This window comes from Dyella sp. (genome assembly GCF_051954575.1).
Classification (GTDB): Bacteria; Pseudomonadota; Gammaproteobacteria; order Xanthomonadales; family Rhodanobacteraceae; genus Dyella_B.
Genome location: NZ_JBQCHP010000030.1, coordinates 26,322 through 51,261 on the forward strand (window position 1 = coordinate 26,322; position 24,940 = coordinate 51,261).

A 24,940-nucleotide genomic window follows, 5' to 3' on the forward strand; every position below is an offset into this window, starting at 1 on the left:
GCCTCATTTTCATTTGGCCGCTCCCGCGCTGCTGCTGGCGGCTGGCTTGCTGGCGGTAGGCGTGCGCAACTGCGCATCCATGTAGAAGCGTTCCTTGTTGGTCGCCGGATCGCGCTGGATCACGCCCTGGAAATTCGCGCCGGTGAGCAGCTTGCTGCTTTGTAGCACGTCGATTAGCGAGGCGGCCTTCGCGCTCTGGCCCTGGATACCCACGCGCCCGCCGCTGCTTTCCACCGTGAAGCGTTCCAGCCAGGTGTCATCCGGGATGCGCGCGGTAAGGTCCTGCAGCACGTCGACGATCGCTACCGAATCGGTCTTGCGCTTGGCCAGGAAGCCGGCCGCGCCAGTGCTGTCTTCCAGTTGCTTGCGTAGTTGCGCGATTTTCTGCGCATCGGCGCGCATGTCGTCGACCTGCGTCTGCATTGCAGCCAATGCTTCCTGGCGGTTGTGCAGGTATTGCCCCAGGCACAGCACCAGCAACAGCACGGCGGCCACTGCCAGCGCGAGATTGAGCCGGCGCCGCGGATCGCGATGCACGCGTGCCATTTCCGGCGGCAGCAGGTTCACGCCAAGCCGCGCATCGCCTTCGCACAGGTCCACCGCATCGATCGCAATGCCGGCGCTGCGCAGATGATCGAGCTTGGCGTCCACCGCTGCGCGCGGCGCGACGACGAGTTCGGCGGCGATGCGGCCATCTGGCGCCGGACCTGATACTTCGCGCAGGTCGTAGTACACCTGATCGAGGCGGAACGGCGTTTGCCGATCCATTTCGAAGGCGCCGATCTGGCGCAAATTATCGCGTGCCGCTTCCGGCAGCAGCAGGCGGCGGCGCAGCACGGCTTCCTGCGGCAGGCACAGGGCGAGGCGCAGATCCTGGCGATCCACATCGGCCACGGCCGCGTTCAACAGCGCCTGCTGTTCGGGCGCATCGAGCGCATCGCTCCAGGGCACCGACGCCTGCGACTGGCCGCTGCGCCTGACCGACCACTGACCGTCCTGGTGATGCAGCAGGCACCACACATTGCCGCCGCTGAAGAACGCCTGCCAGCGCGCCGGAAACAGCGCGCACAACTCTCCCCACCACCAGGCGAAGAAACCGGGCAAGGGCGAACCGCGCCATGCGCGGCGTGCACGCTCCAGTTGCGGTCGCAATGTCTGTGTTGCGGCGTTCACTCCCCGTCTCCCTCCTGCCAGCGCAGCACCGCAAAAGCCTGCGCGCCGGGCCGATATCCTTGCAAGCGTACCGTGGCGCGCAGGATTGCGCGCGTGCCGTCGGCCAGCACGGCCTCGGACCGAATGCTATGCGTGATGCCGTTGTTGGCGACCAACCCCGTGGTGGCGGCGGCACCGACCGCCGCCGGACGCGCGGCGATGATGGCAGCGGCACGTTGCAAATCCATGCCAGGGATGGAGGCTAACGCAAGCAGCGGTGCGGTGTTCTGGTCCGGACTGGCCCGACCCGACCAGATCGTGACGTACGGCGCCACTTTCTCGTACAGCTCCGGCGTCATGCCCAGCACCATCTGCAATTCCTCCACGCTGGCGAACGGCCCGTTGCGCGGACCGTAATCGCGACCCGCGGCGGTATAGGCAGCGTTGCGCTGCGATATCTGTTGTTGCGAGATCGGAAAACTGCGCCAATCGACGATCGCCTGGGTGATCTGGCTGGCATGCACGGGGTCGGCGCCGGCATTGCGCAGCAAATTGGTCAGCACGTCGGGCGTGGCGGCGTTGAGATCCACCTTGCCGCTTTCCGCGGTGGCGGACACGCCGACCTTGGCGCGATCGAACTCGATCGGATAGATGCGTCCATCGGCGATCCAGCGGTCGTTGATGTTGGGCGCCTGCAGTGAGTAGATCGCGCGCATCACGCCGGCCTCGGCCGCGTAGTGCGCACGCGCCTGCTGGAACTGATAATTCGCCTGCAAGCCTTCGGTGTGCGCAAGTATTGCGTAGCCGCCAAGCAGGATGGCGAGCAGGGTGCAGGCCCACATCACCAGCAGGAGGGCGACGCCGCGTTGATGGTGCGGAACGGGAATCGGAAACCGGGAATCGGGAATGGTGAAAAGCCGAACGCGGTGGTCGCTCGTACCGGCAAGCGCCACGCTGCGGCACTGACGATTCCCGATTCCCGATTGACGATTCGCGCCGATCACGGCCCCACCCCTGGCCCGCGCAAGCCACGCAACAAATTACCCGGCCCTTGCAGCGCCGCGGCATTCACGCGCAGCGGTACGCTCAGCATCGGCCACGGACGATCCTTGGCGAGCGCCAGCTTGATCACCACCAGGTTGGGCATGGTCGCGGCGGTGTTCCAATCGTTCTGCCAGTCCATCGGCTGGCCTTGCTGGTTCACGCCGCGGTAGCTGAAGCTGCCGTCGATCACGCCGTCGAGCAGCACCTGCGGCTCGCCCAGCGGCTTGGGCTTGTCGCCATTGGGCGGCAGCACGGCCAGGCTCGCCACCAGTTGCTTGCCGTGTTCACCCTTGACCAGTTTCACCTCGATCAGCTGCGGACCCATGCGCCCGAGATAACCGGGCAATGGCGCGACGAAGCGCATCGAATCGGCCGTACCGACGAAGAAGATGCCGTTGCCGTTCGCATCCATGCCCATCGACTGCGCCATCGCCTGCGCCAGTTCGCGCCGCAGGAATTGCTGCGCGGAACGCACTTCATCCAATTGCTCGATCTTGATCGTGCCCGCCTGCACGGTATGCGTGGCCGAACGCACGCCGGAGTACACGCCCAGCAACAGCAAGGCGAGCAGCGCCATGGCGCCTAGCACTTCGAACAGGGTGAAGCCTTGTTGCTGGCGGGACGCAGCGATGCGTGAAGCGTGCGAGGTTTCCGCCCGCTGCGGGAAACCTGCTGCAAGGCATGCAACGATGTGCTGGCCGCGCATCACGGCGCACTGCTCCCGATCCGCAACGTGCTGAAACGCGCCGTATGCTCGAACGGCGCGGTACCCCAGATCACCTCCAGATTGAGCTTATACATATGGAACGCATACGGCGTGCCGGCCGGCGAGGTGTTCGGCACGTCCCACGGCGTAACCTGCATGCGCCAGCGGAAACGATTGTCGAAACTGCCTTGCGTCGCGCCGGGCTGGATCTGCTCCAGCACGAAACTGGAATCGAGCTTGGAGCGTGCCCACAACGCGGCTTGCGTGTAATCGGAGGACTTTTGCGAAAGACGGATCGAACCGCCTGCCACTTCCATCAACGCGGCGAAGGCGATCGCCAGCAGCATGACGGCGGCGATCACCTCCAGCAGGCTGAAGCCGCGTGCGTGGCTAGGGGTCTGCTGGGCTTTGATGGTCGAGGCGAAAATCTGACTACGCGAGGACAGATGTTCGGCGCCTCGCCGGTCCATAGTGGTTCTATGGCCCGGCGAGGTGATGGACATATGGACCGCGTAGGCGGATTTGCAGCCCGGCCATCCAAAGTCCAGCAGTCCCCTCGTCGACACGTTCACGAGTGCTTGGCCGTGTCGAAGATGGTGATGGCGCCGGTGAGCCACGATACGTTGACATGCCATTCACGCTGGCCGCTGCGTAGCGTGATGCGTCCGCCGGTGGAGCTGCCATCGGGGAAGAAACGAATGCGTGCGATCTCGCCGCGGGTTTGATCGCTGGCGGCGCTGGTGACGGAAAGCTGCAGGCCCTTGGGCAATTTCATGTCGCGCTTGTCCGCGCCGCGATACAGCTCGCCGCGCGTATCCACCTCGAACACGCTCTGCTGGCCCTTCACGATCGCCTGCGTGCGCGTGGTGCGCAACGATGCCGCAAGCTCGCCGGCGGCGGCATTGATGCGTGCACTGGCCAGGCCATGCGCCACCGAGATCGATACCGCCGTCGCCGCGATGCCGATCAGGATGATGACGGCGAGCATTTCCAGCAAGGTGAAACCGTGCTGGCGTGAACCGTGAAACGCCAACCGTGGAGCACCGCCATGCAGCGCTCCCGATGGACGATTGGCGATTGACGATTCACACCGCTTCATTACTGCCAGTTTCCAACATCCGCGTCATACCCCTCGCCACCCGGCCGGCCATCGCGACCGTAAAACACCAGGTCGTAATTGCCATGCTGGCCAGGGTACGTGTAGCCAAAATCATGGCCCCAGGGGTCCTTGAGCTGCGAAGGCTTTACATAAGGCCCCTGCCAATTGGTGGCGTTGGAAGGCTTGTTGACCAGGTCGGGCAACTGCCCGGGCGGAGAGCCGTTGTCCAGCGCATACGAATCGATCGCCTGGCTCAGGGTGGTGAGCTGGGCTTTGCCGGCGCCGTACTTGCCCTTGTCTACGCTGCTGCCGACCTGGCGCACCACGATGGCGCCGACGATGCCGATCAGCACGATCACCGCCAGCATTTCCAGCAGGGTGAAACCGGCGCTGCGGCGGGAATGGCGCAGTTGCCGGGTTCGCGGGTATCTGTACTGCATAGGTTGGTTTCTCCGTTTCGAGGCGTGCAATAGAAAACGATGAGTTTGGGACAACGCCGGTCACTGGATGTTGCTGGTAAGGCTGAGCAGCGGCAGCAGGATCGCCGCCATGATGATGGCCACGAAGAACGTCATCACAATGGTAAGCGTGGGTACCAGCGCGGCCAGCAGGCGATCGATGGCGCGCCGGCTTTCCATTTCGAACGTATCGGCGACCTTGAGCAGCATGGTGTCGAGCTGCCCGGCCTCTTCGCCCACCTGCACCATCTGGATGGCCAGGCGCGGAAAACGCTGCGATTGCCCCAGCGCGAGGCTCAGGCCATTGCCGCCCTTGACCATGTCGGTGGCCTGCAGCAGCGATTCGTCCAGCGCGCGATTGGAGGTGACCATGCGCGCAATGCTCAATGCCGACAGCAGCGGCACGCCGTTCTTCACCAGCGTGCCGAGCGTGCGCGCAAGACGCGCGGTTTCCACTTTCAATACGAGCGGGCCGACCACGCGCATCTTCAGCAGACGCTCGTGCCAGGCCAGGCGCTGTGCCGGATCGCGCATGCGCGAGCGCCATACGAAGATGCCGCCGACGATGATCGCCACGATCAGCCACCACCAATCCTGCAAGGTGGTGCCGAGCGCCAGCACCGCGCGGGTGATGAGCGGAATCGGTACCTGCATGTCCTGGAAGATCGGCACGAACTGCGGCACCACATAGGTGAGCAGCAACAGCAGCGAACCGAACACGCCGACCATCAGGAACGCCGGATAAATCAGCGCGTTGATGATGCTGCCGCGCAGCTCCTGCGTGCGCTCGAGGTAATCGGCCAGCCGCCGCAGCGTGTCTTCGAGCGAACCGCCGACTTCACCCGCGCGCACCAGCGCGATGTAGAGCTTGGGAAACACGCCATGCTCTTCATCCATCGCCTGCGACAAGGGCGTGCCCCCGCGCACGCGATCGCGCACGCGTTCGATCAGTTTCTTGGCATGCTCGCCTTCGGGCAGGTCCATCAGGATACCGAGCGCGCGATCCAGCGGCTGCCCCGCGCCCAGCAGCGTGGCGAGCTGATGCGTGAACTGCGCCAGCTGGTCACCACTGAACGGGCCGCGCTTGAGAAACCCCGCAAAACCGCCGCCGCTACCGGCGGCATCGGCCGGCTTGGCTTCCAGCGGCGTGTGGCCTTGATCCTGCAGGCGCACGATCACTTCATCGAGGCTGGCGGCCTCCATTTCGCCTTGCACGATTTCGCCGGAGGCGCTGACGGCGCGGTAGCGGAATTGACTCATGGTTCAAGCTCCTCCCCCTGCTTGCAGGGGGAGGTCGGGAGGGGGGTGCGCGAGCTGGCCGCACGGCACGAATTCATCGCAAGAGTGTGGCCTTCACCCCACCCCAACCCTCCCCTATTGCCCGTAGGGGAGGGAGCAAGTCGTAACAGTTCGGGGCGCTTAGCCCTCCTGCGTGACACGCAACACCTCCTCGATGGTGGTGATGCCCGCCACCGCCTTGGCGATCCCGTCCTCATACATGGTGCGCATGCCTTCGGCGCGCGCCTGGCGCTCGATCACGCTGGCGTCGGCACGCTGCATCACCAGGCGGCGCAGTGCGTCGCTCATCACCAGGAATTCCATGATTGCGCGACGCCCACGATAGCCGGTGGGATTGGCCGTGCTGGTGCCGGGCTTCCACAAGCGGATCGGGCGCTCGTTGGTGTATTTCTCCAGCTCGAATTCCTTCACCACTTCCGGTGGCGCTTCATACGCAATGGCGGTTTCCGGATCGAGCCGGCGTACCAGGCGCTGCGCGAGGATGCCGTTGACGGTGGAACCGAGCAGGTAGTCTTCCACGCCCATGTCGAGCAGGCGCGTCACACCGCCGGAGGCGCTGTTGGTATGCAGCGTGGACAACACCAGGTGACCGGTGAGCGCAGACTGGATCGCGATGCGGCAGGTTTCCAGGTCGCGCATTTCGCCGATCATGATCACGTCCGGATCCTGGCGCATGATCGAGCGCAGCGCGTTGGCGAAATCCAGCCCGATCTGCGGCTTCACCTGGATCTGGTTGATGCCCTCGAGCTGGTACTCCACCGGGTCTTCGACGGTGATGATCTTTACGCCCGGCGTATTGATCTTCGACAGCGCCGTATACAGCGTGGTGGTTTTACCCGAACCGGTCGGGCCGGTGACGAGCAGGATGCCATGCGGACGTTCCAGCACATCGATGAACCGCTGCTGGAAGCTGTCGGTGAAACCCAGCGAGGCGAAATCGAACACCACCGTTTCGCGATCGAGAATACGCATCACCACCGATTCGCCGAAGCTGGTCGGTACGGTGGAAACACGCAGGTCCAATTCCTTGCCCTGCACGCGCAACTGGATGCGACCGTCCTGCGGCAGGCGGCGCTCGGCAATGTTGAGCTTGGCCATGATCTTCACGCGGCTGATCACCGCCGCGGTAGAGCTGGACGGCGGCGCTTCCACTTCGTGCAGCACGCCGTCGATGCGGTAGCGTACTTTCAGGCGATTTTCGAACGGCTCGATGTGCACATCGGAGGCGCGCTGTTCCACCGCGCGCTGCAGGATCAAGTTCACCAGGCGGATCACTGGCGCTTCGGAGGCCAGGTCGCGCAGGTGCTCCACGTCTTCTTCTTCGGCGCCGCTGCCGTCGAGGTTTTCCACGATGGTGCCCATCGCGGAACGGCCCTGGCCGTAGTAGCGCTCGATCAGGTCGTCGATTTCCGAGCGCAGGCCGATGCACATCGCCACCGGCTTGCCCGATGCCAGCTGCAGCGCATGCAAGGGATAGGGGTCGGCCGGATCGGCCACGACCAGGGCGATGCCGTCTTCACCCACACGCACCGGCACCACGTGCTGCTGCTTGAGAAAGCGCACGGATACATCCAGATCGGCCGGCGGCATGTCCGGCGCGTCGCGCGCGGCCAGCAGCGGTGCGTGCAGGCGTTCGGCCCAGGCCTCGGCCAGATCGCGCTCGGACACCAGGCCCAGCCTGGCCAACAGTGCCGTGAGCGTGCCTTCCGGCGCCTCTTCGTGCAGGCGCTTGGCGCGTGCCAGATCGTTGTCCTTCAGGCGTCCACGTGCAACAAGCAGCGCGCATACCGCCGCCTCGTGGTCTTCCGTGGCTTGCATCGTCCCTATGGACGCCGGCTTCAAGGCTGCCGACATGGTTCCACCCCGTTGGTCATACTGCTTTCGGATAGTCCCGCCCGCCCGGCGTCCCTACGCGTCGAAGAGGCGAATCCCATTGGTAACACATCCACGAAGCGGCTGGCGAGCCTCGCATCGTAGCGGCTATCGCGTAGTGATCACCTGTTCACGCGAAAGCGTAACGCGCATGCAGCATGGATCGGGCCGGATGCGAATGAGACAATCGACCTTTTGATAAGGTTCGCTTTGCCATGCAGCTTGTCGACATCGGGGCCAATCTCACCCACGAATCGTTTCGGCACGACTTCGATGCCGTGCTGGAACGCGCCTGGGCGCACGGGGTGGTTCAAATGATCGTCACGGGCGCGTCACATAGCGGTAGCGATCACGCCCTGGAGCTGGCCCGCGCCCATCCCGGCAAACTGTTCGCCACGGCAGGGGTGCATCCGCATCACGCGGTCGATTACAACGATTTAACCGACACGCATCTGCGCGTACTGGCAAACCATGCGCAAGTGCGCGCGGTGGGCGAAACAGGACTGGACTACAACCGCAATTACTCGCCGCGAGAGGTGCAGTTGCAGGTGTTCGAGCGCCAGCTGCAAATTGCCGCGGATGTGGGCAAGCCGTTGTTCCTGCATCAGCGCGATGCGCATCACGATTTTCTCGCCTTGCTCAAGCGCTATCGGGACAAGGTGCCGGCGGCGGTCGTGCATTGCTTCACCGACACGCGCGAGGCGCTGCACGACTACTTGGCACTGGATTGCCACATCGGCATCACCGGCTGGATCTGCGACGAGCGGCGCGGCACGCATCTGCGTGAGTTCGTGCGCGAGATTCCCGCCGACCGCCTGCTGATCGAGACCGACGCGCCCTACCTCCTGCCGCGCAGCGTGCGGCCGCAACCCAGCCATCGGCGCAACGAACCGATGTACCTGAAGCACATCTGCGAGGAGATTGCGCGCGACCGTGGTGAGTCGGCGGACGTGACGGCGGCGAACAGCACGGCGGCAGCGCAGGCGTTTTTTGGTTTGTAGGCCGTGCATACGTTGGAGTTTGCACTCCAACCTACCGTAACACGCGTGTCTCGCCGGGCAGCAGGCCATCCAGGGCGTAATCGCCGATGCGCACGCGGATCAGGCGCAACGTCGGAAATCCCACCGCCGCGGTCATGCGGCGCACCTGGCGATTGCGTCCTTCGCGCAGCGTGATCGACAACCAGCTGGTAGGAATGCTCTTGCGAAAACGCACCGGCGGATCGCGCGGCCACAGCCACGCCGGTTCCTGCGCATGCTCGGCGATGGCAGGCAAGGTCGGGCCGTCATTCAAGCTTACGCCGCGGCTCAATGCCTGCACGGCCTCGTCAGTGATCGCACCGTCCATCTGCACCAAGTAGGTTTTCGGCTGCTTGTGCTTCGGATCGGTCAGGCGGTGCGCCAACGCGCCATCGTCGGTGAGCAACAGCAGGCCTTCGCTGTCGTGATCCAGGCGGCCGGCGGGATAGACATCTTTCTGCCGCACGTAGTCGGCCAGCGTGGGACGCCCGTCGCTGCTGGTGAACTGGCACAGCACACCGAAGGGCTTGTTCAGCGCAAGAAGCATGGTGCCTGCGTAGGTTGGTGTGCAAACCCCAACACTCCGATGGATATGTGCATGGCGATGTTGGGGTTTGCACCCCAACCTACACGCGAGACCCGGCTTACGGGCTCAATCAATGACGGACGGTCGAGGTCGGCGCCGGCATCGCGGGCGCCTTGTTGACGCCGGTTTTTACGAACCGCAGCGTCATGCGATCGGATTCGCCGATGGCCAGGTATTTGTCGCGGTCCTTGTCGCCCAGCGTCAAGGTCGGCGGCAGCGTCCACACGCCCTTGGGATAGTTCTTGGTGTCCTTGGGATTAGCGTTGATCTCGCTCTGGCCATCGAGCTTGAAGCCGGCATCGGTGGCAAGCTTGATCACGTAATCGGTGGGCAAGTAACCGCTGTTCTTGGCCGCATCCAGGCTGGTGCCCGGCGCCGCGCGATGATCGACCACGCCCAGCGTGCCGCCAGTCTTGAGCACGGCATAGAACGCCTTGAACATCGCTTCGGCGTTGCCGGCCATGGTCCAGTTGTGCACGTTGCGGAAGGTCAGCACCATGTCGGCCGAACCGAGCGGCCCGAATATCGGCGTCTTGGGGTTGAACACGACGATGGAGGCCTTGTCGTATTGGTTGGGGTCGGCCTTGAACTTGGCTCGCAACGCATCGGCATCCTGCTTGTCTTCACCGCCGTTGCCGCCGGATATCGCGGCAATGTAGTGGCCATTGTCGCGCAGCAGCGGCGCCAGGATTTCGGTATACCAGCCGCCGCCAGGGGTGATCTCGATCACCGTCTTGTCCGGCTGCAGGCCAAAGAACTGCAGCGTGGCCTTGGGATGGCGGTAGACGTCGCGCGCCTTGTTGTGTTCCGAACGCCAGGAGCCGGCCAGCACCGCATCCAGCTGGCCGGCGGTGAAATCGCTGGCGCTGGTCGGCGGCACCAGGTCGCCTGCAGGCTGATCCTGCGATGCCTGTTGCGCCTGGGCCACGCCGGCCGCAAGCAACAGGGCAACGGAAAATCCGAAGACGAACCTGGATCTCATGACGATTCCTCGTAGATGGGCGACAAGCCTGCCGTAAACCCCGTACAGCGAGCGTGGACATTTTACGATTAGTTTACGAATCGCGCACGGGGCGCCAGGAATAGGGATGGGGAGAATAGGGAATACTGAACGCGAAGATGCGATAACAGCAGCGATCCCGCCCTCCCAATTCCCTACTCTATTCCCTCAATCCCTGTCCCGCTCAAAACGGCCGCGGACAGACCGACTGCAAGCCATCGATATGCTCGTGCAGATCCGGCGCGATGCCCTGCCACATCGGATCGAGGATGAAATCGATGCCCTCGTAGCGGGCCAGCTTGGCGGCGGGAATGAAATCCGCATCGCCGGCCACCAGGATGATCTGGTCCACCTGCTTCTTGTAGGCCAGCGCGGCGATGTCGATGCCGATCTTCATGTCGACCTGCGTCTGGCGCATGTCCGGCTCGAAGTGCTCGTCGGACAGCTCGTCCCAATACAGCGATTCCTCGCGCAACTGCTGATACGCCTGGTGGCGCAGCTTCCATTCGCCGCGATCGGAAAGCCGCCCCAGCCGCAGCGCCATCTTGCGCTGGCGGCGCAGCTGATCGTGCAGGTCGCGGCGGAAGACGGCGGCGCCGGTGCGCGAGTAATCGACGCTCTCGCCGCTGATCGGCTTGATCAGCACTTTTTCCAGCGGCGGGCAATCGTAGAAGAAGATGCGATAAAGCGCCTCGCGCGGACGATCCAGTGCCTTGAGATGTTCCAGCGCCATGCCGAACAGTGTCTTGGCGACGGTGCGCGCATCATTGGCGTCGCGATCGCCCCACACTTTGCGATAGCGGGCAAGAAAAAAAGCGCCGTCGACGAGGATGGCGGTACCTGGCATTAGCGAATCCTTATGGGTGCCACGAAAGAAGGGATGTCATCGCCGAATCGATAATGGTCGGCGATCAACAGTTTACGATAAGTGTAGAACGCAGCAACCCTCTGCTGGCGCGTGAGCGTGTGGGCGTCCATTCGGGCCGCTATACTCGCCGCACCTGACAAGGAGACAGTCATGAAAGGTTGGATTGCAGCAGCGCTTTGCACACTGTCCACCTGCGTGGCATGGGCAGGCACCAGTGATATACGCAAGACCGCCGAAGCCACCATGCTGGTCACGGGCACCATCGACGTGGCGCCCGATGGCGGTGTCTACAGCTACGCGCTGGACCGGCCCGAAAAAATCCCTGCTTCCGTCGTCGATCTCGTGAAGAACAGCGTGCCCGGCTGGAAATTCCAGTTCGCCGAACATGTGAATGCCATCCAGCACGCGACGATGCGTTTGCGCATCGTCGCCAAGCCGACCGACGATAAAAACGACACGCTGCGCATCAGCAGCGCCAGCTTCGGCGATACGAATGCCACCGCAACCGATCACGTGACGTACAAGGACCGCCAGCCACCTCGTTATCCGCAAGAGGCGGTCCAGTCGCGCGTGGACGGCACGGTGTTTCTGCTGATGCGCGTCAACCGCCAGGGCCAGGTGCAGGACGTTGCGGTGGAGCAAGTGAACCTGGGCGTCTACGGACGCGATTCACAGATGCGCCATTTCCGCTCGGTGCTTGGCGACGCGGCGCTGGATGCGGCCAAGCACTGGACGTACAACCTGCCCACCACCGGCAAGCACGTACTGGATCCCTACTGGGATGTGCGCGTACCGGTGCAATTCAATTTGCACACGCAAGGCACGTCAAGAGATACCTACGGCAAGTGGGAACCCTACATTCCCGGTCCGCACGAATGGATACCGTGGCAGCGGAACAAGCCGCTGCAGGCCTCGTCCGATGCCATTCCCGAAGGCAGCATCTCGTCAACGGATCAGCCAATGACGTTGATGACCGCGCTTGGCGGCGCCTGAATCTCGCTACGCCGCAGCCTCATCCCGCTGCGGCTGCGGCATCTGCCGGCAATACGCCTTGGCCTCTTCATGCAACCACGCGCGAAAGGTCACCATGCCGCGATGGTCTTCCGAGCGTGGCGGATAGACCAGGTGATACGCCTCCGGCACCGGCAGGTAGCGATCACCCAGCACTACCAGCCGGCCGGCGTCGATCCACGACTTGGTGGTGACCATGCGCCCCAGCGCAACGCCCAGGCCTTCCAGCGCCGCCTGGCGTAGCGCATCGATCGTATCCACGTGCGCCACGTAGCGTTGCGGCGGTTCGCCGCCGTAATGCGCGAACCAGTCGATCCAGCGGTTGGCGCGATTGGGATCGCCGATCAACGGCCACTGCGCAAGATCGAGCGGGTCGGCGCCGGCCATGCGCTCGATCAGCGACGGCGCGGCGACCGGCGCGATCCATTCGCCGAACAGGTATTCGCTGCGCAGGCCTTCCCACTCGCCCTTGCCGTAACGCACCGCGGCGTCCACCGCTTCGCGCTCGAAGTTCACCAGCAGGTTGCTGGACTGCAGGTTGAGTTCCAGCTCCGGATGCGTAGCCAGCAGGCGCGGCAAGCGTGGCATCAGCCAGCTGGAGATGATGCCGGGGCTGGCGCTCACCGTCAGCGCATCGTGGCGCCGCTGGCGATAACGCGACAGCGCATGTTCGATGCCATCGAAATGCTCGCCCACCGCTTCGAGCAGGCTGCAGCCTTCCACGGTCAAGGTCACGCCGCGTGGACCGCGCTCGAACAGGCGCCGCTCCAGGCGCTCTTCCAACTGGCGCATCTGATGGCTCAGCGCGCTGACGGTGAGGTTTGCCTGCTCGGCGGCGCGCGAGAGATTGCCCAAGCGCGCCACTTGCACGAATTGTTGCAGAAGACTGAGCGGAACCCGGCTCATGTTGAATACCCTTCAACGCTGTCTTGCGAATATATCGCTTTTTCTTGCAGGTCTACGCCGATACTTTGTGCACATTCCCACTCCATCGGAACTCGCCGCCATGCGTTCGCCATGGGTCGATCTGCTGTTCCTTCACGGCCATATCACGCCGTCCAACCTGAGCTGGCACGTCGATGCGCCATCGCCCGCCTGCGCAACGGAACCACCAAAAGTCGAGGTGGATGTCGCGAAACTGCCGTTGCCGTCCAACGCACAGGACACACCCGCCCGCTGCGCTTGATTAAGGCAACACTGAATAAGTATCGCCGTCGTCATGATGCCTGGAAGGCTCGCAGGGTGTGGTGCGTGGCGCAGGGAAGACTGGCTGTCTTGCCAAGCCGCGCGGCGCAGCCTGCGGGCCTTCCAGGCATCACCCCATCATTTTCAATTCAATCGGTTGGGGCCAGCCCTGTCTGTCCGCATGCCGCAGGTACCCGTCTCGACGATGCGCCAGTCTGCCTTCGCCGACGGCCCTGCGGCCTGCGAACAGACAGGGCTGGTGACGACGGCAATACTTATTCAGTGTTGCCTTAAGGCCGGCGCGCACCCATATCGACAGGCATTGCCCCCTGCCGAGGACCGTCGTTCATGCAACTGCGCCAACTGGGCCGTTCCACGCTTTCCATCGCCCCGCTCGCCTTCGGCGGCAACGTGTTCGGCTGGAGCACGGATGAGCCGCGCTCGTTCGAGCTGCTCGACGCCTTCGTCGACGCCGGCTTCAACCTGATCGACACCGCCGACGTCTACTCGGCGTGGGCGCCGGGCAACCGCGGCGGCGAATCGGAAACCATCATCGGCAAGTGGCTCAAGCGCAGCGGCAAGCGCGACAAGGTGCTGATCGCCACCAAGGTGGCCAAGTGGGTGGAACATCGCGGCCTCTCGCCGCTGAACATCCGCCAGGCGGTGGAAGGTTCCCTGCAGCGCCTGCAAACCGACCGCATCGACCTCTACCAGGCGCACGAGGACGACGCCAGCGTGCCGCTCAGCGAAACCCTGGGCGCGTTCGCGAAACTGATCGAGGAAGGCAAGGTGCGCGTGATCGGCGCTTCCAACTATGGCGCCGATCGGTTCGCCGAGGCATTGAAGATTTCGCAAGAACACAACCTGCCCCGCTACGAAAGCCTGCAACCGGAATACAACCTGGTCAGCCGCGCGGTCTACGAACGCGAACTGGAACCGCTCGCGCGCCGGGAAGACATCGGCGTGATCAATTACTACGCGCTGGCCAGCGGCTTCCTCAGCGGCAAATACCGCAGCGAGGGCGATCTTGCCAAGAGTCGCGCACGCGGCGGCTCGGTAAAGAAGTACCTGACGCCGCAAGGCTTGAAAGTGCTGGCCGCGCTGGACGAGGTGGCCGCCGCGCACAAGGCAACGCCGTCGCAAGTCGCACTGGCCTGGCTGATGGCGCGACCTGGTATTACCGCGCCGATTGCCAGCGCCACATCCGTCGAGCAGTTGCGCGAACTGACCGGCGCGGCGACGTTGACGCTTGCGCAGGATGAAATTGCCGCGTTGAACGAGGCCAGCGCGGCGTTCTGAGCGGGCTCAATCGTCCTCCTCGTCTGGCGCTCGCACCGTATAACCAAGCGCCTTGAGGCGAGCCAGCCAACCATCCGGCGACAGTACCTGTTCCATCGGCAACACGGCGAAGGTCTGCGTATTGCGGATCAGCGCCGCTTCCGCTGCATCCAGCCACGCCTGCTCCATTCGCCGGGGCAGATCGTGCAAGCCGAGCTGCTCGGCAAAATCGGCGTTGATCACGGCGATCAAGCAGGATTGGTGACGGTCGCTCACGGCCAGATTACGCAGCCCTTGGATATCGCCGGTCGACCAGGCATTGGCGCGCTCGGTCAGCATGCCCATGCCGTTCTGCACCGTATCGAGCGTCTGGTTGAAGCAGCTGATGTCGTGCAACTGGGTCTGCTTGATGGTGTCCAGCGCCTCGCGCGGATGCTCCACCACCAAGCGGTATTTCACCGGGATGCGCTTGATGTCGTGCCGCGCGGCCAGCTTGAACACCAGTTTGTTGATGTCGTTGCGATTGGTGAGCCCGGCCTTGTCCAGCGCTTTCTGGTACAACTTCAGCGCCACCAGGATCGGCCGCCAGTATTCGATGCCGCGATCGCTGCCGAAATACGGCGGCTTCACCGCCTGCCAGCGCGCATAGATGCCGGGCGGCAGAATCTGCTGCAGGCTGGCGCCATCGGGATTCTTGCGCGCGCTGTAAACCGACGGCAGCAACACGAGCTTGCCGAAAAAGCCGGCGTCCACCTTCACTTCCGCCGAGGGTGCTTCAAGCAGCTCCTGCGAATGCGCGATCGTCTGCTCCACTTCCGCGGAGCGCCATTGCATGTTCTTCGGCAAGGGCGTGACCGTGCCGAGCACCCACATCACGTGATCGCCCTTGCTCACCTTCCACAAACCAGGCCCCGGTTGCTCGCCGGTGACGGTGACGGGGGAAAGCAACGGCGCTTTGGCGGCCACCGCGCTGGGCGCGCTGCTGGTTGGAGCGGGCGTCGATTGCGACCACGCTGGCGTCGCCAAGACGAATGACAGCACTCCTACGATCATTACGATGCGCACGATCAGGGCTCCCGCAGGTCTGCATCGAGATCGAACGCACGCATCTGCGCCGCATCCATGGGCCACTGCTGCGCTTCGTGCAACACGCGCAAAATCAGCACCGTATCGGCGGCAACCTGGTAAACGACGATGTAAGGCGTTCGCTGCACGACCAACTCCCTTGTACCGGCCACCCTACCCGGCCGACCGCTTTCAGGAAACTGCTTGAGCTGCTTGGTTTGCTTGAGCAGGCGCTCGTCGAGCATGACGGCAGCATCGGGATGCTCCGCCTCAATGTAATCAAAAAGCCTGTCACGATCCGTCAAGGCAAGATGCGTCCATTCGAGTTTCACGCATCATTCCTTGCGGCTTTTTCTCAATGCCGCCTTTCGGCGCTTCGCAAAATGCGCTTCCACGTCCGTATCGGGTATGGCAGGACGCGGATCGTTCAAGGCTTCATGGACCTTGGCGCGAAACCACGCATCGTGGACCGCAGGGTCGGCAGCAAACGCAAAGGGCAATGCACCCTCCCTGGCCACGCGGGTAAGCAGGATGCGGACAGCATCGGAAACGGTCAGCCCCATGCTGTCCAGGACCGCAGCGGCGCGTTCCTTTATGTCAGCGTCGATACGTGTCTGTACGAGGGCGTTGGCGGCCATCGCGGTTCTCCGGCGGAAGACCTTCACAGTGTAATGCAAATGCATGACACGCGCAGTCGGGCCGAAAACGAAAACGGGGCCCGAAGGCCCCGTCCGATACACAGCGGATGGAAAGGCTTACAACGCCGCCAAGGCCTGATTGAACGTCTCGCTCGGCCGCATCGCCTTGCTCACCAGGGACAGATCCGGGTGGTAGTAGCCGTGGATATCTACCGGCTTACCCTGCGCGCCGTTGAGTTCGGCGACGATCTTCGCTTCGTTGTCGGTCAGCGCCTTGGCAAGCGGCGCGAACTTGGCCTTGAGTGCGGCATCGTCGTTCTGCTCGGCCAAGGCTTGCGCCCAATACAACGCCAGATAGAAATGGCTGCCGCGGTTGTCGAGTTCGCCCACTTTGCGGGCCGGCGACTTGTTGTTGTCGAGGAACTTGCCGTTGGCCTGGTCCAGGGTCTTGGCCAGCACGCCGGCCGCGGCATTGTCGTAGCGGTTGCTCAAGTGATCGAGCGAGGCAGCCAGCGCGAGGAACTCGCCCAGCGAATCCCAGCGCAGGCAGTTTTCTTCCAGGAACTGCTGCACGTGCTTGGGCGCGGAGCCGCCGGCGCCGGTTTCGAACAGGCCGCCACCGGCCATCAGCGGCACGATGGAAAGCATCTTCGCGCTGGTGCCCAGCTCCATGATCGGGAACAGGTCGGTGAGGTAGTCGCGCAGTACGTTGCCGGTAACCGAAATGGTGTCCTGGCCCTTGCGGATGCGCGCCAGCGAAAATTTGGTAGCTTCTACCGGCGACAGCGTGCGGATGTCCAGGCCGCTGAGGTCGTGATCCTTCAGGTAGCGCTCGACCTTCTTGATGATCTGCGCATCGTGCGCGCGGTTCGCATCCAGCCAGAACACGGCCGGCGTGTTGCTCAGGCGCGCGCGGGTGACGGCGAGCTTCACCCAGTCCTGCACCGGTGCATCCTTGGTCTGGCACATGCGCCAGATGTCGCCGGCTTCCACTGCGTGTTCCAGCAGCAGCTTGCCGTCGGCGTCGGTGACGCGCACCACGCCGTCGCCGGCGATCTGGAAGGTCTTGTCGTGCGAACCGTATTCCTCGGCCGCCTGCGCCATCAGGCCCACGTTCGGCACGCTGCCCATGGTGGTGGGATCGTACGCGCCGTTTGCCTTGCAGTCCTCGATTACGGCCTGGTACACGCCGGCGTAGCTGCGATCGGGAATCACCGCCTTGGTGTCCTGCAACTTGCCTTCGGTGTTCCACATCTTGCCGGAGTCGCGGATCATCGCCGGCATCGAGGCATCGACGATCACGTCGCTGGGCACGTGCAGGTTGGTGATGCCCTTGTCGGAATTGACCATCGCCAGCGCGGGACGCTTGGCGTACTCGGCCTCCACGTCGGCCTTGATCTGCGCCTGCTGGTCGGCCGGCAGCGCGCCGATGCGCGCATACAGATCGCCAATGCCGTTGTTCGGATTGAAACCGATGCTCTTGAGCGTGTCCGCGTGCTTGGTAAGCACGTCCTTGTAGAACTCGTTGACGACCTGGCCGAACATGATCGGATCGGACACCTTCATCATGGTGGCCTTCAGGTGCAGCGAGAACAGCACGCCCTGGCTTTTCGCATCCTCGATCTGCGCGTCGATGAAGCTGGCCAGCGCTTTCTTGCTCATCACGGCCGCATCGATGATTTCGCCGGCAGTGAGGTTGGTCTTTTCCTTGAGCACGGTGTTGCTGCCGTCATTGCCGATCCATTCGATCTTGGCGACGGTGGCGTGCTCGACGGTGACGGATTTCTCGCTGCCGTAGAAATCGCCGCCGCTCATGTGCGCCACGTGCGTCTTCGAATCGCCGCTCCAGGCACCCATCTTGTGCGGATGCTTGCGTGCGTAGTTCTTCACCGAAAGCGGCGCGCGGCGATCGGAATTGCCTTCGCGCAGCACCGGGTTCACCGCACTGCCCTTCACCTTGTCGTAGCGCGCGCGGATATTCCAGTCGCTCACATCCTTTGGATCTTCCGGATAGTCCGGCAGTGCGTAACCTTGCGATTGCAGTTCCTTGATCGCGGCCTTCAGCTGCGGCATCGACGCGCTGATGTTCGGCAGCTTGATGATGTTGGCCTCCGGCGCGGTGGCCAGCTGGCCGAGCTCGGTGAGGTCGTCGGAAACCTTCTGGCCGTCTTTGAGGGTGTCCGAGAACTGCGCCAGGATGCGTCCGGCCAGCGAGATGTCGCGCGTTTCCACCCCGATGCCGGCGGTGGCGGTATACGCCTTGACGATGGGCAGCAGGGACTGGGTGGCAAGGTACGGGGCTTCATCCGTCAGCGTGTAGATGATCTTCGGCGTCTGGGACATGGGTCGGGCAACCTCTGTTGGCTACGGCGTGTGCATGGAAGAAACGCCGTAAGCCCAAAGACGAGACATGCGACGCGCCCCACGCTAGTGGCGTCGGATCCGCCGAAATCAACCACCGCAGTGGCGGCAGGATCCTTGAAAGTCGCCCATTGTCGCGTTTTCCGGGAGCCGGCGAAAGCCGAGCGCAGCCCTATGGCCTGCATCCGCGCCGGTGGTTACGATGCACGGGATTGCCGCCGGCATCTCACATGTGCCAGGAGCTTGCCGCTACCATTCGCCGCCTTTCATCCCCTGGGGGATTCGCATGGCCGGATTGAGCCAACGCATCGTCGATTTCATCGCCGAACTGACGCCGCTGTATACCTTCCAGTTCGCCGACGGCCACGACTGCGCCCTGTCGCTGGCGGACGGCACCTTGTACATGCCGGTGGACGAATCGGATCACGAGCTGGAAGAAGGCTGGGTGGCCGTGCTGTGGCAGGGCGATGGACATAAGCGTTCGGAACTGCCCGGCCCCATGCTCGCCTATCAGGCCGCTTTGCGTTGCGCCCAATTGCGGGGCGTGGGCCATCCGCTTTCCGAAGTGGCTGCCTATCGCGAAATGTTGCTCACGCGCCTGCAAGCCATTTGCGGCAGCCTCGCGCATTCGGAAGCAATGTTGCGCTCCTGAGTTCCTCGCGTATTGGGCCAGCGCATCTCGTCGATCGAAGGCATCGAAGGTCGCTCTATTGGGAATAGCCTGACAACCAGCCCAGCACCGCGCCAGTTTCAACTTCCTCAAAGCGATATCAGGATGCGTCCAGGAGGGACGATCCATGTCAACGCTATTTCGGCAGGAAGCATTGGAGGCAAGAAGACAAGAATGGCTAGGCACTATTCTTGTCGCCACACCGCTTTCGCGTTGGGCATGGACTTTATTGGCCATATCCTTCGCGACAGCTTTGATACTGTTTCTGGTGTTCGGCCACTATACCCGCCGCGAGGCCGTTACTGGCCAGCTGGTGCCCAGCGAAGGATTGCTCAACCTCCATGCCACTGCAGCCGGCCTGGTCAATCGCGTATGGGTACGTGATGGCCAGACCGTAAAGCAAGGCGATCCGCTGATCGAAATTTCCGGCGAGCAAGATAGCGCCAAGCTGGGCAGCACGCATGCGTTGGTCGGCCAGCAACTGGAAGTGCAAAGGCTTCGTTTACAGGCGGACCTGCAAACTAAGGCGCAGTTAACTGCGCAACAGGCGGACGCGCTACGTGACAAGTCTGCCCTTCTGCGCGCCCAGTTGGAGCAGATCGCCGGTCAGCTTGCCATTCAAAAAGAACAAGCCGACAGCGCCCAACAGTTGCTTGAGCGCATTCGCCCCCTGGGATCGAAGGGCTATGTTTCCGCCCTTCAATTGCAGCAGCAACAAACAACAGCTTATAACGCACAAACGCAACACAAGACGTTGCTGAGGCAGCAGCTGGAGATTCGTCAGGAACTGGATGCGACACAGCAACAGTTGACGCAGCTTCCGCTTGATGCAGCCACCAAGCGCAATGATATCGAGCGGCAATTAGCTGAAATCAGCGGCTCCGCAGCCCAGAACGAAGCGCAACGCGCTGTGGTGATCCGCGCCCCGCGCGACGGCATTGTATCCACCGTGCTTTTCAAAGAAGGCCAGATGGTGGCGGCCGGGCAATCCACACTATCGCTGCTGCCCGCTGGCTCGACTTTGCAAGCCCAATTGCTGGTGCCTTCGCGCGCTGTGGGTTTTATCGAGCCCGGTAACCAGGTAGTGCTGCGTTACGCCGCATTCCCTTATCAAAAGTTCGGCCAGCACTATGGAAAGGTCGCCGATATTTCACGCAGCGCCTTGTCCGCCTCGGAAGTGCAGGCGCTTGTCGAGCAGCAACCCAAGGAGCCGCTATACCGCGTGCAAGTAACGCTCGATAGCCAGCACATTCTGGCCTATGGCAAGCCGGAACCGGTAAAGCCGGGCATGACCGTCGATGCCGACATCCTGATGGAAAGGCGCACACTGCTCGAATGGGTGTTCGAGCCACTTTACGGCATGGCGCATCACCTGTTGGGAGGGGCGCATGGCTGACGGAGCACCTCAGCAAGGCTCATCGCCTCGCAAGCGAAGCATTCAAGATCGTTTGCAACTTGGCTGGTCGCGCCGGCTACCGATGATATTGCAAACGGAAACCGCGGAGTGCGCACTGGCTTGCCTTGCCATGATTGCGAGCTACCACGGCCACGACGTGGACCTTCCCGGTTTGCGTCGTCGTTTCTCGACGTCGCTCAAGGGGGTAACGCTTTCCCATGTGATGGGGATGGGCAATCAGTTGGGCTTCGCCTGCCGCCCCTTGAAGCTCACGCTCGACCATCTAGGCCAATTACGCACACCTTGCCTGCTGCATTGGAACTTCAATCACTTTGTCGTTTTGAAACGTGCCAAGCGCGACGGTGTCGTCATATACGACCCCGCGCAAGGCATTCGCAAACTCAGCCTGCGTGAAGCATCCGATCATTTCACCGGTGTCGCACTGGAGCTAACACCAGGCAGTGATTTCGCACCGGTCAGTGAACGGCAGAGGGTGTCGTTGCGCGCCCTCGCTGGCCGCGTTCGGGGTTTGATGCCAGCCATGGCGCAAATCCTTTTGCTATCCCTGGCGCTCGAAACGTTCGTATTGGCTGGCCCGTTCTACCTGCAATGGGTGCTGGACCAAGTATTGGTATCGGCGGATCGTGATCTGCTTACCCTCCTGGGCCTGGGCTTCTTGGGCATCACCATCTTTTCGGCGCTGGTTACTGCTGCGCGTTCGTGGGCTGTGATGTGGCTGGGGGCCACATTAAATCTGCAATGGGCAAGCAATCTGTTCGCACACCTGATGCGGTTGCCGTTGGACTGGTACGAAAAGCGCCACGTTGGCGATGTAGTCTCGCGCTTCGGTTCGATGCAGGCCATCCAGAAGACGTTGACCACGCAGTTCATAGGCTCGCTGCTGGATGGCCTGATGTCGATCGTCACGCTCGTCGTGATGGCGTTTTACAGTGTGTGGCTAACCTTGCTGGTCGTTGGGCTATTTGCCCTATACGGCATCACCCGCTGGATATTCTTCAACCCGCTTCGCCGCGCCAACGAGGAACAGATCGTCTACGCCGCTCGCCAGCAAAGCGAGCTACTGGAATCCATTCGCGGCGCCATGCCGATCAAACTGGCGAACAAGCAGGATGAACGCTTGTCCCGCTATGCCAATGCCACGGTGGCGACCACCAACCGCGATATCACCATCCAACGCCTTGGTATCGTCTTCACACTGAGCAATCAGTTGATGTTTGGTGTCGGCCGAGTAGCCTTGATATGGATCGCAGCAAAGCTGGCACTGAGCAATGACTTCTCTGCCGGCATGCTGATTGCGTTTATCGCCTACGCGGATCAATTTACGACGCGGTCGGCCGGATTAATCGACAAGTGGGTGGACTTTCGCATGCTGAAGTTGCATGCGGAGCGAGTCGCGGACATTGCGCTGACAGCACCGGAGAGTACTGTTAAATCGCCCTGGCGCGACCCACCGCTAGAGGCGAGCATCGAATTGCGTAACGTCAGCTTCCGCTATGCCGAGGGCGAACCGTGGGTTCTCAAGAACTGCAACCTGTCCATCAAAAAAGGTGAATCTGTAGCACTCACCGGCCCCAGCGGCTGCGGTAAAAGCACCCTTGCAAAGATCATCCTTGGCCTTCTGGAGCCGATCGAGGGCGAGGTGTTATTCGGAGGCATCGATATTCGCAATCTGGGACTCGACACCTATCGGCAATCGATCGGTGCTGTTATGCAAGACGATCAGCTCTTCGCAGGCTCCATCACAGACAACATCTGCTTCTTTGACCGCGAAGTAACATCCGCCCGCACCGAATCCGCTGCTCGGATGGCTGCCGTTCACGACGACATTATGGCGATGCCAATGGGTTATCAAACCCTTGTTGGCGATATGGGATCCAGTCTATCTGGCGGACAAAAACAGCGAATAATTCTAGCCCGCGCGCTCTACCGCCGCCCACAATTTCTTGTGCTGGATGAGGCAACGAGTCATCTGGATATCGAGCGCGAGTACATGGTGAATACTTGTGTGAGGCGACTCAGCATTACGCGTCTTGTGATTGCGCATCGATCCGAAACGGTCACAGCAGCCGACAAAGTGGCGATCATGGAACAACAACAGGTCAGGTTTGTCGAGGATCTCGTTGAGTAGATCTAGACAGGGCCGAAGCCAGGGCGGCAGATATCTCTGGTGCTAGTTGGGAGAAATGTAATGAAAGAACTGATCATGCAGGAAGTCCAACAGGTCAACGGCGGATTGATGATCGCCGACCCCAGCACATGCGCAAACGGTGCGCTAGCCGCCGGAGGATTTGGCGCAGCCATTGGCGGGGCAGTTGGGGCTCTCATCGGCGCCGCCGTCGGAGGCCCCGCGGCTCCTGTGACTGCCGGACTCGGAGCGGTCCTAGGCGCCTCACTTCTTGGCGCGGGATCTGGTGCAGTGGCATTACAGGGCAGCGCTTGCCAACCCAAGGAGTGAGGCTATAGAGCATTTGAGGTGTCGAGTATCAGGGGCTCTGCCCCTGATACACTTTGATAAAAACCTTATACCCAGGATTAGAGTTATGTCTTGTCGTCAAAAATCCATCGCATGGCATTTAAAAATATTCCTGTCATTATGGCTCATACCGTGTGCCTTAGTACTTCTTGAAATCAGGTATATCGCTGGAATTAGCTTAACAACAACCTTTATAACAAAGGCGCTTGGAACATTCTTTCCGGTAGCCCTTTCGGGCATGTCGCTTATCATAGTTATCAACACAGCAAAGCATAAAACCCGTCAGTAAATAATAAAAACACACAGAAATTTCTATGATTATCTTACCTATTATACGTGATGCAGAAATTACCTGGCCTTCTTTCGTCAGGCTGGCTGCTCGGCCGTCCGCCACATGTGTTTTTCTTGACCATCTTTTCGCTACTCATGTTTGTGATGGCCATATCCCGCTCAGACCTCTTCACGGCGGTTTGTATTGGAGATCGAAACTGCAGCCCGCATGGCGGTGATTCACAACGACATCATGGCAATACCGATGGGCTATCAGCCTCGTAGGTGACATGGGTTCGACACTATCAGGTGGATAGAAGCAGCGCGTGATCTTGGCGCGAGCGTTGTACAGAAACTGAACCGCCCCGGGTTTGCCGGAGGCTGTTTGATTTGAGTCACGCCGCTTCGGGCAGCGCGCTCTGTGGTTGATAGTAATCGGCTTCGGCTTGCGCCGGTGTGCGGTAACCGATCGACGAAAGCAAACGTCGATGGTTATACCAGTCCACCCACGCCAGCGTAGCCAGTTCCACATCTTCCATGCGTGGCCAAGCTCGACGGTGAATCACTTCGGCCTTGTACAGCCCGTTGATGGTTTCAGCCAACGCGTTGTCGTAAGAATCGCCCACGCTGCCGACCGACGGCTCAATGCCCGCCTCGACCAGTCGTTCGGTATAGCGAATGCTGACGTATTGCGAGCCGCGATCGGAATGATGAATCAACGCCTGTCGGGTCGGTCGTCGGTCACACAGCGCTTGCTCCAGCGCGTCCAGCACGAAGTCCGTGTGAGCCGTGCGCGACACGCGCCAACCGACGATACGACGCGCGTAGACGTCGATCACAAAGGCCACGTAGACGAAGCCCTGCCACGTCGACACATAGGTAAAGTCACTGACCCACAGTTGATTCGGACGGTCGGCGCGGAACTGCCGATTGACCCGATCCAGCGGCGATGGCGTGGATTTGTCGCTAAACGTGGTGCGCACCACGCGGCCACGGATCACACCACGCAGGCCAAGGCGGCGCATCAGCCGCTCGACGGTGCAGCGAGCCACCGTCACGCCTTCGCGCTGGAGTTGGCGCCACACTTTGCGAATGCCATAGACCTGGAAGTGTTCGGCCCAGATACGCTGGATGGCGAGTGACAGATCTTCATCACGCTTGGCGCGCGCCGAACGCTCATCAGGACGCTGGCGTTCGGCCACGTGACGGTAATAGGTCGACGGAGCAATCGGCAACACATGGCAGATCGGCTCGACTCCGTAGACGGCGCGGTGATCGTCGATGAAGGCGATCATGGTTTGGATCGGCGGTCGAGCTCCGCCTGGGCAAAATACGCGGAGGCCTTGCGCAGAATCTCGTTGGCTTGGCGCAGCTCCCGGACCTCGCGCTCCAGCGCCTTCATACGCTCACGGTCGCTGGTGGTCAGGCCTTCACGCTCCTTGGCATCGACCTGCGCCCTGCGTACCCAG

23 protein-coding genes, 1 pseudogene and 1 other annotated feature are annotated in these 24,940 nt (G+C 61.9%); of the genes and pseudogenes, 7 read left to right on the forward strand and 17 right to left on the reverse strand.

Annotated features, from left to right (window positions below; translation table 11 throughout):
- Positions 1–9: 9 nt before the first annotated feature.
- The 8 genes from ACTHNE_RS04270 to gspE all read right to left on the reverse strand — a co-directional run bounded on the left by ACTHNE_RS04270 (position 10) and on the right by gspE (position 7,612).
- Positions 10–1,173 (reverse strand): PilN domain-containing protein, encoded by a 1,164-nt coding sequence (locus tag ACTHNE_RS04270; protein ID WP_324942691.1) that lies wholly within the window; start codon positions 1,171–1,173, stop codon positions 10–12.
- Complete coding sequence (locus ACTHNE_RS04275) at positions 1,170–2,156, reverse strand: general secretion pathway protein GspK (RefSeq protein ID WP_440268638.1); 987 nt, start codon at positions 2,154–2,156, stop codon at positions 1,170–1,172. Before ACTHNE_RS04275 ends, ACTHNE_RS04270 begins: the two co-directional genes overlap by 4 nt.
- Positions 2,153–2,902: a prepilin-type N-terminal cleavage/methylation domain-containing protein gene (locus tag ACTHNE_RS04280; protein ID WP_440268639.1), complete on the reverse strand. Its 750-nt coding sequence runs from the start codon at positions 2,900–2,902 to the stop codon at positions 2,153–2,155. The genes ACTHNE_RS04275 and ACTHNE_RS04280 overlap by 4 nt, the downstream gene beginning before the upstream one ends.
- Positions 2,902–3,372 (reverse strand): type IV pilus modification PilV family protein, encoded by a 471-nt coding sequence (locus ACTHNE_RS04285; protein ID WP_440268640.1) that lies wholly within the window; start codon positions 3,370–3,372, stop codon positions 2,902–2,904. The genes ACTHNE_RS04280 and ACTHNE_RS04285 overlap by 1 nt, the downstream gene beginning before the upstream one ends.
- A gap of 98 nt (positions 3,373–3,470) precedes the next feature.
- Positions 3,471–3,935, reverse strand: coding sequence for a GspH/FimT family pseudopilin (locus tag ACTHNE_RS04290; protein WP_440268641.1), 465 nt, complete (start codon positions 3,933–3,935; stop codon positions 3,471–3,473).
- Between the two features lie 65 nt (positions 3,936–4,000).
- A complete protein-coding gene (gene gspG, locus ACTHNE_RS04295; RefSeq protein ID WP_324942679.1) occupies positions 4,001–4,441 on the reverse strand; it encodes a type II secretion system major pseudopilin GspG in 441 nt (146 codons plus the stop codon).
- Between the two features lie 60 nt (positions 4,442–4,501).
- Positions 4,502–5,719, reverse strand: coding sequence for a type II secretion system inner membrane protein GspF (gene gspF / locus ACTHNE_RS04300; RefSeq protein WP_324942676.1), 1,218 nt, complete (start codon positions 5,717–5,719; stop codon positions 4,502–4,504).
- Between the two features lie 159 nt (positions 5,720–5,878).
- Positions 5,879–7,612 carry a type II secretion system ATPase GspE gene (gspE, locus tag ACTHNE_RS04305; protein WP_414649740.1) on the reverse strand — a complete coding sequence of 578 codons (1,734 nt, stop codon included), beginning with the start codon at positions 7,610–7,612 and terminating at the stop codon, positions 5,879–5,881.
- 233 nt (positions 7,613–7,845) lie between these two features.
- Here gspE and ACTHNE_RS04310 point away from each other — a divergent pair, with 233 nt between their 5' ends.
- Positions 7,846–8,631 carry a TatD family hydrolase gene (locus ACTHNE_RS04310; RefSeq protein ID WP_324942673.1) on the forward strand — a complete coding sequence of 262 codons (786 nt, stop codon included), beginning with the start codon at positions 7,846–7,848 and terminating at the stop codon, positions 8,629–8,631.
- A gap of 31 nt (positions 8,632–8,662) precedes the next feature.
- Here the strand turns inward: ACTHNE_RS04310 and ACTHNE_RS04315 are convergent, their stop codons facing one another.
- From ACTHNE_RS04315 to ACTHNE_RS04325, 3 genes are all read right to left on the reverse strand, one after another.
- On the reverse strand, positions 8,663–9,196 hold the full coding sequence (locus ACTHNE_RS04315) for a pseudouridine synthase (protein WP_324942669.1): 534 nt from the start codon (positions 9,194–9,196) through the stop codon (positions 8,663–8,665).
- Positions 9,197–9,305: 109 nt separating this feature from the next.
- The gene (locus ACTHNE_RS04320; protein WP_324942666.1) at positions 9,306–10,217 is read right to left on the reverse strand and encodes a class I SAM-dependent methyltransferase; all 912 of its coding nucleotides are present in this window, start codon (positions 10,215–10,217) and stop codon (positions 9,306–9,308) included.
- A gap of 202 nt (positions 10,218–10,419) precedes the next feature.
- A complete protein-coding gene (locus ACTHNE_RS04325; protein WP_324942663.1) occupies positions 10,420–11,082 on the reverse strand; it encodes an NYN domain-containing protein in 663 nt (220 codons plus the stop codon).
- Between the two features lie 171 nt (positions 11,083–11,253).
- On the opposite strand from ACTHNE_RS04325, the gene ACTHNE_RS04330 reads away from it, so the two are divergent.
- On the forward strand, positions 11,254–12,096 hold the full coding sequence (locus ACTHNE_RS04330; RefSeq protein ID WP_324942661.1) for an energy transducer TonB: 843 nt from the start codon (positions 11,254–11,256) through the stop codon (positions 12,094–12,096).
- Between the two features lie 6 nt (positions 12,097–12,102).
- Here ACTHNE_RS04330 and ACTHNE_RS04335 read toward each other — a convergent pair whose 3' ends face one another.
- Entirely contained in the window at positions 12,103–13,020 is a 918-nt protein-coding gene (locus ACTHNE_RS04335; protein ID WP_324942658.1) for a LysR substrate-binding domain-containing protein, read from the reverse strand.
- A 100-nt stretch (positions 13,021–13,120) separates the two neighbouring features.
- Between ACTHNE_RS04335 and ACTHNE_RS04340 the strand changes: the two genes are divergently transcribed.
- Positions 13,121–13,300, forward strand: a complete 180-nt coding sequence (locus tag ACTHNE_RS04340; RefSeq protein ID WP_324942654.1) for a hypothetical protein — start codon at positions 13,121–13,123, stop codon at positions 13,298–13,300.
- Positions 13,301–13,647: 347 nt separating this feature from the next.
- A complete protein-coding gene (locus ACTHNE_RS04345; RefSeq protein ID WP_440268642.1) occupies positions 13,648–14,598 on the forward strand; it encodes an aldo/keto reductase in 951 nt (316 codons plus the stop codon).
- Positions 14,599–14,604: 6 nt separating this feature from the next.
- Here ACTHNE_RS04345 and ACTHNE_RS04350 read toward each other — a convergent pair whose 3' ends face one another.
- The 4 genes from ACTHNE_RS04350 to ACTHNE_RS04365 form a co-directional block, all read right to left on the reverse strand.
- Positions 14,605–15,642 (reverse strand): TraB/GumN family protein, encoded by a 1,038-nt coding sequence (locus tag ACTHNE_RS04350; RefSeq protein WP_324943630.1) that lies wholly within the window; start codon positions 15,640–15,642, stop codon positions 14,605–14,607.
- A gap of 2 nt (positions 15,643–15,644) precedes the next feature.
- Positions 15,645–15,974, reverse strand: a complete 330-nt coding sequence (locus tag ACTHNE_RS04355; RefSeq protein ID WP_440268643.1) for a type II toxin-antitoxin system RelE/ParE family toxin — start codon at positions 15,972–15,974, stop codon at positions 15,645–15,647.
- Between the two features lie 3 nt (positions 15,975–15,977).
- Positions 15,978–16,280 carry a type II toxin-antitoxin system RelB/DinJ family antitoxin gene (locus ACTHNE_RS04360; protein ID WP_324943627.1) on the reverse strand — a complete coding sequence of 101 codons (303 nt, stop codon included), beginning with the start codon at positions 16,278–16,280 and terminating at the stop codon, positions 15,978–15,980.
- Positions 16,281–16,397: 117 nt separating this feature from the next.
- A complete protein-coding gene (locus ACTHNE_RS04365; RefSeq protein ID WP_440268644.1) occupies positions 16,398–18,623 on the reverse strand; it encodes an NADP-dependent isocitrate dehydrogenase in 2,226 nt (741 codons plus the stop codon).
- A gap of 304 nt (positions 18,624–18,927) precedes the next feature.
- Here ACTHNE_RS04365 and ACTHNE_RS04370 point away from each other — a divergent pair, with 304 nt between their 5' ends.
- The 3 genes from ACTHNE_RS04370 (at position 18,928) to ACTHNE_RS04380 (ending at position 22,856) form a co-directional block, all read left to right on the forward strand.
- Positions 18,928–19,293: a hypothetical protein gene (locus ACTHNE_RS04370; protein WP_324943621.1), complete on the forward strand. Its 366-nt coding sequence runs from the start codon at positions 18,928–18,930 to the stop codon at positions 19,291–19,293.
- Positions 19,294–19,438: 145 nt separating this feature from the next.
- Positions 19,439–20,707 carry an HlyD family efflux transporter periplasmic adaptor subunit gene (locus tag ACTHNE_RS04375; protein ID WP_324943617.1) on the forward strand — a complete coding sequence of 423 codons (1,269 nt, stop codon included), beginning with the start codon at positions 19,439–19,441 and terminating at the stop codon, positions 20,705–20,707.
- On the forward strand, positions 20,700–22,856 hold the full coding sequence (locus ACTHNE_RS04380) for a peptidase domain-containing ABC transporter (RefSeq protein ID WP_324943614.1): 2,157 nt from the start codon (positions 20,700–20,702) through the stop codon (positions 22,854–22,856). The genes ACTHNE_RS04375 and ACTHNE_RS04380 overlap by 8 nt, the downstream gene beginning before the upstream one ends.
- A gap of 1,010 nt (positions 22,857–23,866) precedes the next feature.
- On the opposite strand, the pseudogene ACTHNE_RS04385 reads toward ACTHNE_RS04380, so the two are convergent.
- Positions 23,867–24,940: pseudogene (locus tag ACTHNE_RS04385) on the reverse strand (IS3 family transposase); the annotation flags it as partial.
- Positions 24,692–24,808 (reverse strand) — a sequence feature (AL1L pseudoknot). Its footprint overlaps the pseudogene before it by 117 nt.

Coding starts and splice junctions, on each gene's coding strand:
- ACTHNE_RS04285 (WP_440268640.1), bottom strand. CDS start 3,372: ATGGACCGGCGAGGCGCCGAACATCTGTCCTCGCGTAGTCAGATTTTC.
- ACTHNE_RS04365 (WP_440268644.1), bottom strand. CDS start 18,623: ATGTCCCAGACGCCGAAGATCATCTACACGCTGACGGATGAAGCCCCG.
- ACTHNE_RS04360 (WP_324943627.1), bottom strand. CDS start 16,280: ATGGCCGCCAACGCCCTCGTACAGACACGTATCGACGCTGACATAAAG.
- ACTHNE_RS04340 (WP_324942654.1), top strand. CDS start 13,121: ATGCGTTCGCCATGGGTCGATCTGCTGTTCCTTCACGGCCATATCACG.
- gspE (WP_414649740.1), bottom strand. CDS start 7,612: ATGTCGGCAGCCTTGAAGCCGGCGTCCATAGGGACGATGCAAGCCACG.
- ACTHNE_RS04335 (WP_324942658.1), bottom strand. CDS start 13,020: ATGAGCCGGGTTCCGCTCAGTCTTCTGCAACAATTCGTGCAAGTGGCG.
- ACTHNE_RS04310 (WP_324942673.1), top strand. CDS start 7,846: ATGCAGCTTGTCGACATCGGGGCCAATCTCACCCACGAATCGTTTCGG.
- ACTHNE_RS04280 (WP_440268639.1), bottom strand. CDS start 2,902: ATGCGCGGCCAGCACATCGTTGCATGCCTTGCAGCAGGTTTCCCGCAG.
- ACTHNE_RS04325 (WP_324942663.1), bottom strand. CDS start 11,082: ATGCCAGGTACCGCCATCCTCGTCGACGGCGCTTTTTTTCTTGCCCGC.
- ACTHNE_RS04320 (WP_324942666.1), bottom strand. CDS start 10,217: ATGAGATCCAGGTTCGTCTTCGGATTTTCCGTTGCCCTGTTGCTTGCG.
- ACTHNE_RS04380 (WP_324943614.1), top strand. CDS start 20,700: ATGGCTGACGGAGCACCTCAGCAAGGCTCATCGCCTCGCAAGCGAAGC.
- ACTHNE_RS04330 (WP_324942661.1), top strand. CDS start 11,254: ATGAAAGGTTGGATTGCAGCAGCGCTTTGCACACTGTCCACCTGCGTG.
- ACTHNE_RS04370 (WP_324943621.1), top strand. CDS start 18,928: ATGGCCGGATTGAGCCAACGCATCGTCGATTTCATCGCCGAACTGACG.
- ACTHNE_RS04345 (WP_440268642.1), top strand. CDS start 13,648: ATGCAACTGCGCCAACTGGGCCGTTCCACGCTTTCCATCGCCCCGCTC.
- gspF (WP_324942676.1), bottom strand. CDS start 5,719: ATGAGTCAATTCCGCTACCGCGCCGTCAGCGCCTCCGGCGAAATCGTG.
- gspG (WP_324942679.1), bottom strand. CDS start 4,441: ATGCAGTACAGATACCCGCGAACCCGGCAACTGCGCCATTCCCGCCGC.
- ACTHNE_RS04315 (WP_324942669.1), bottom strand. CDS start 9,196: ATGCTTCTTGCGCTGAACAAGCCCTTCGGTGTGCTGTGCCAGTTCACC.
- ACTHNE_RS04375 (WP_324943617.1), top strand. CDS start 19,439: ATGTCAACGCTATTTCGGCAGGAAGCATTGGAGGCAAGAAGACAAGAA.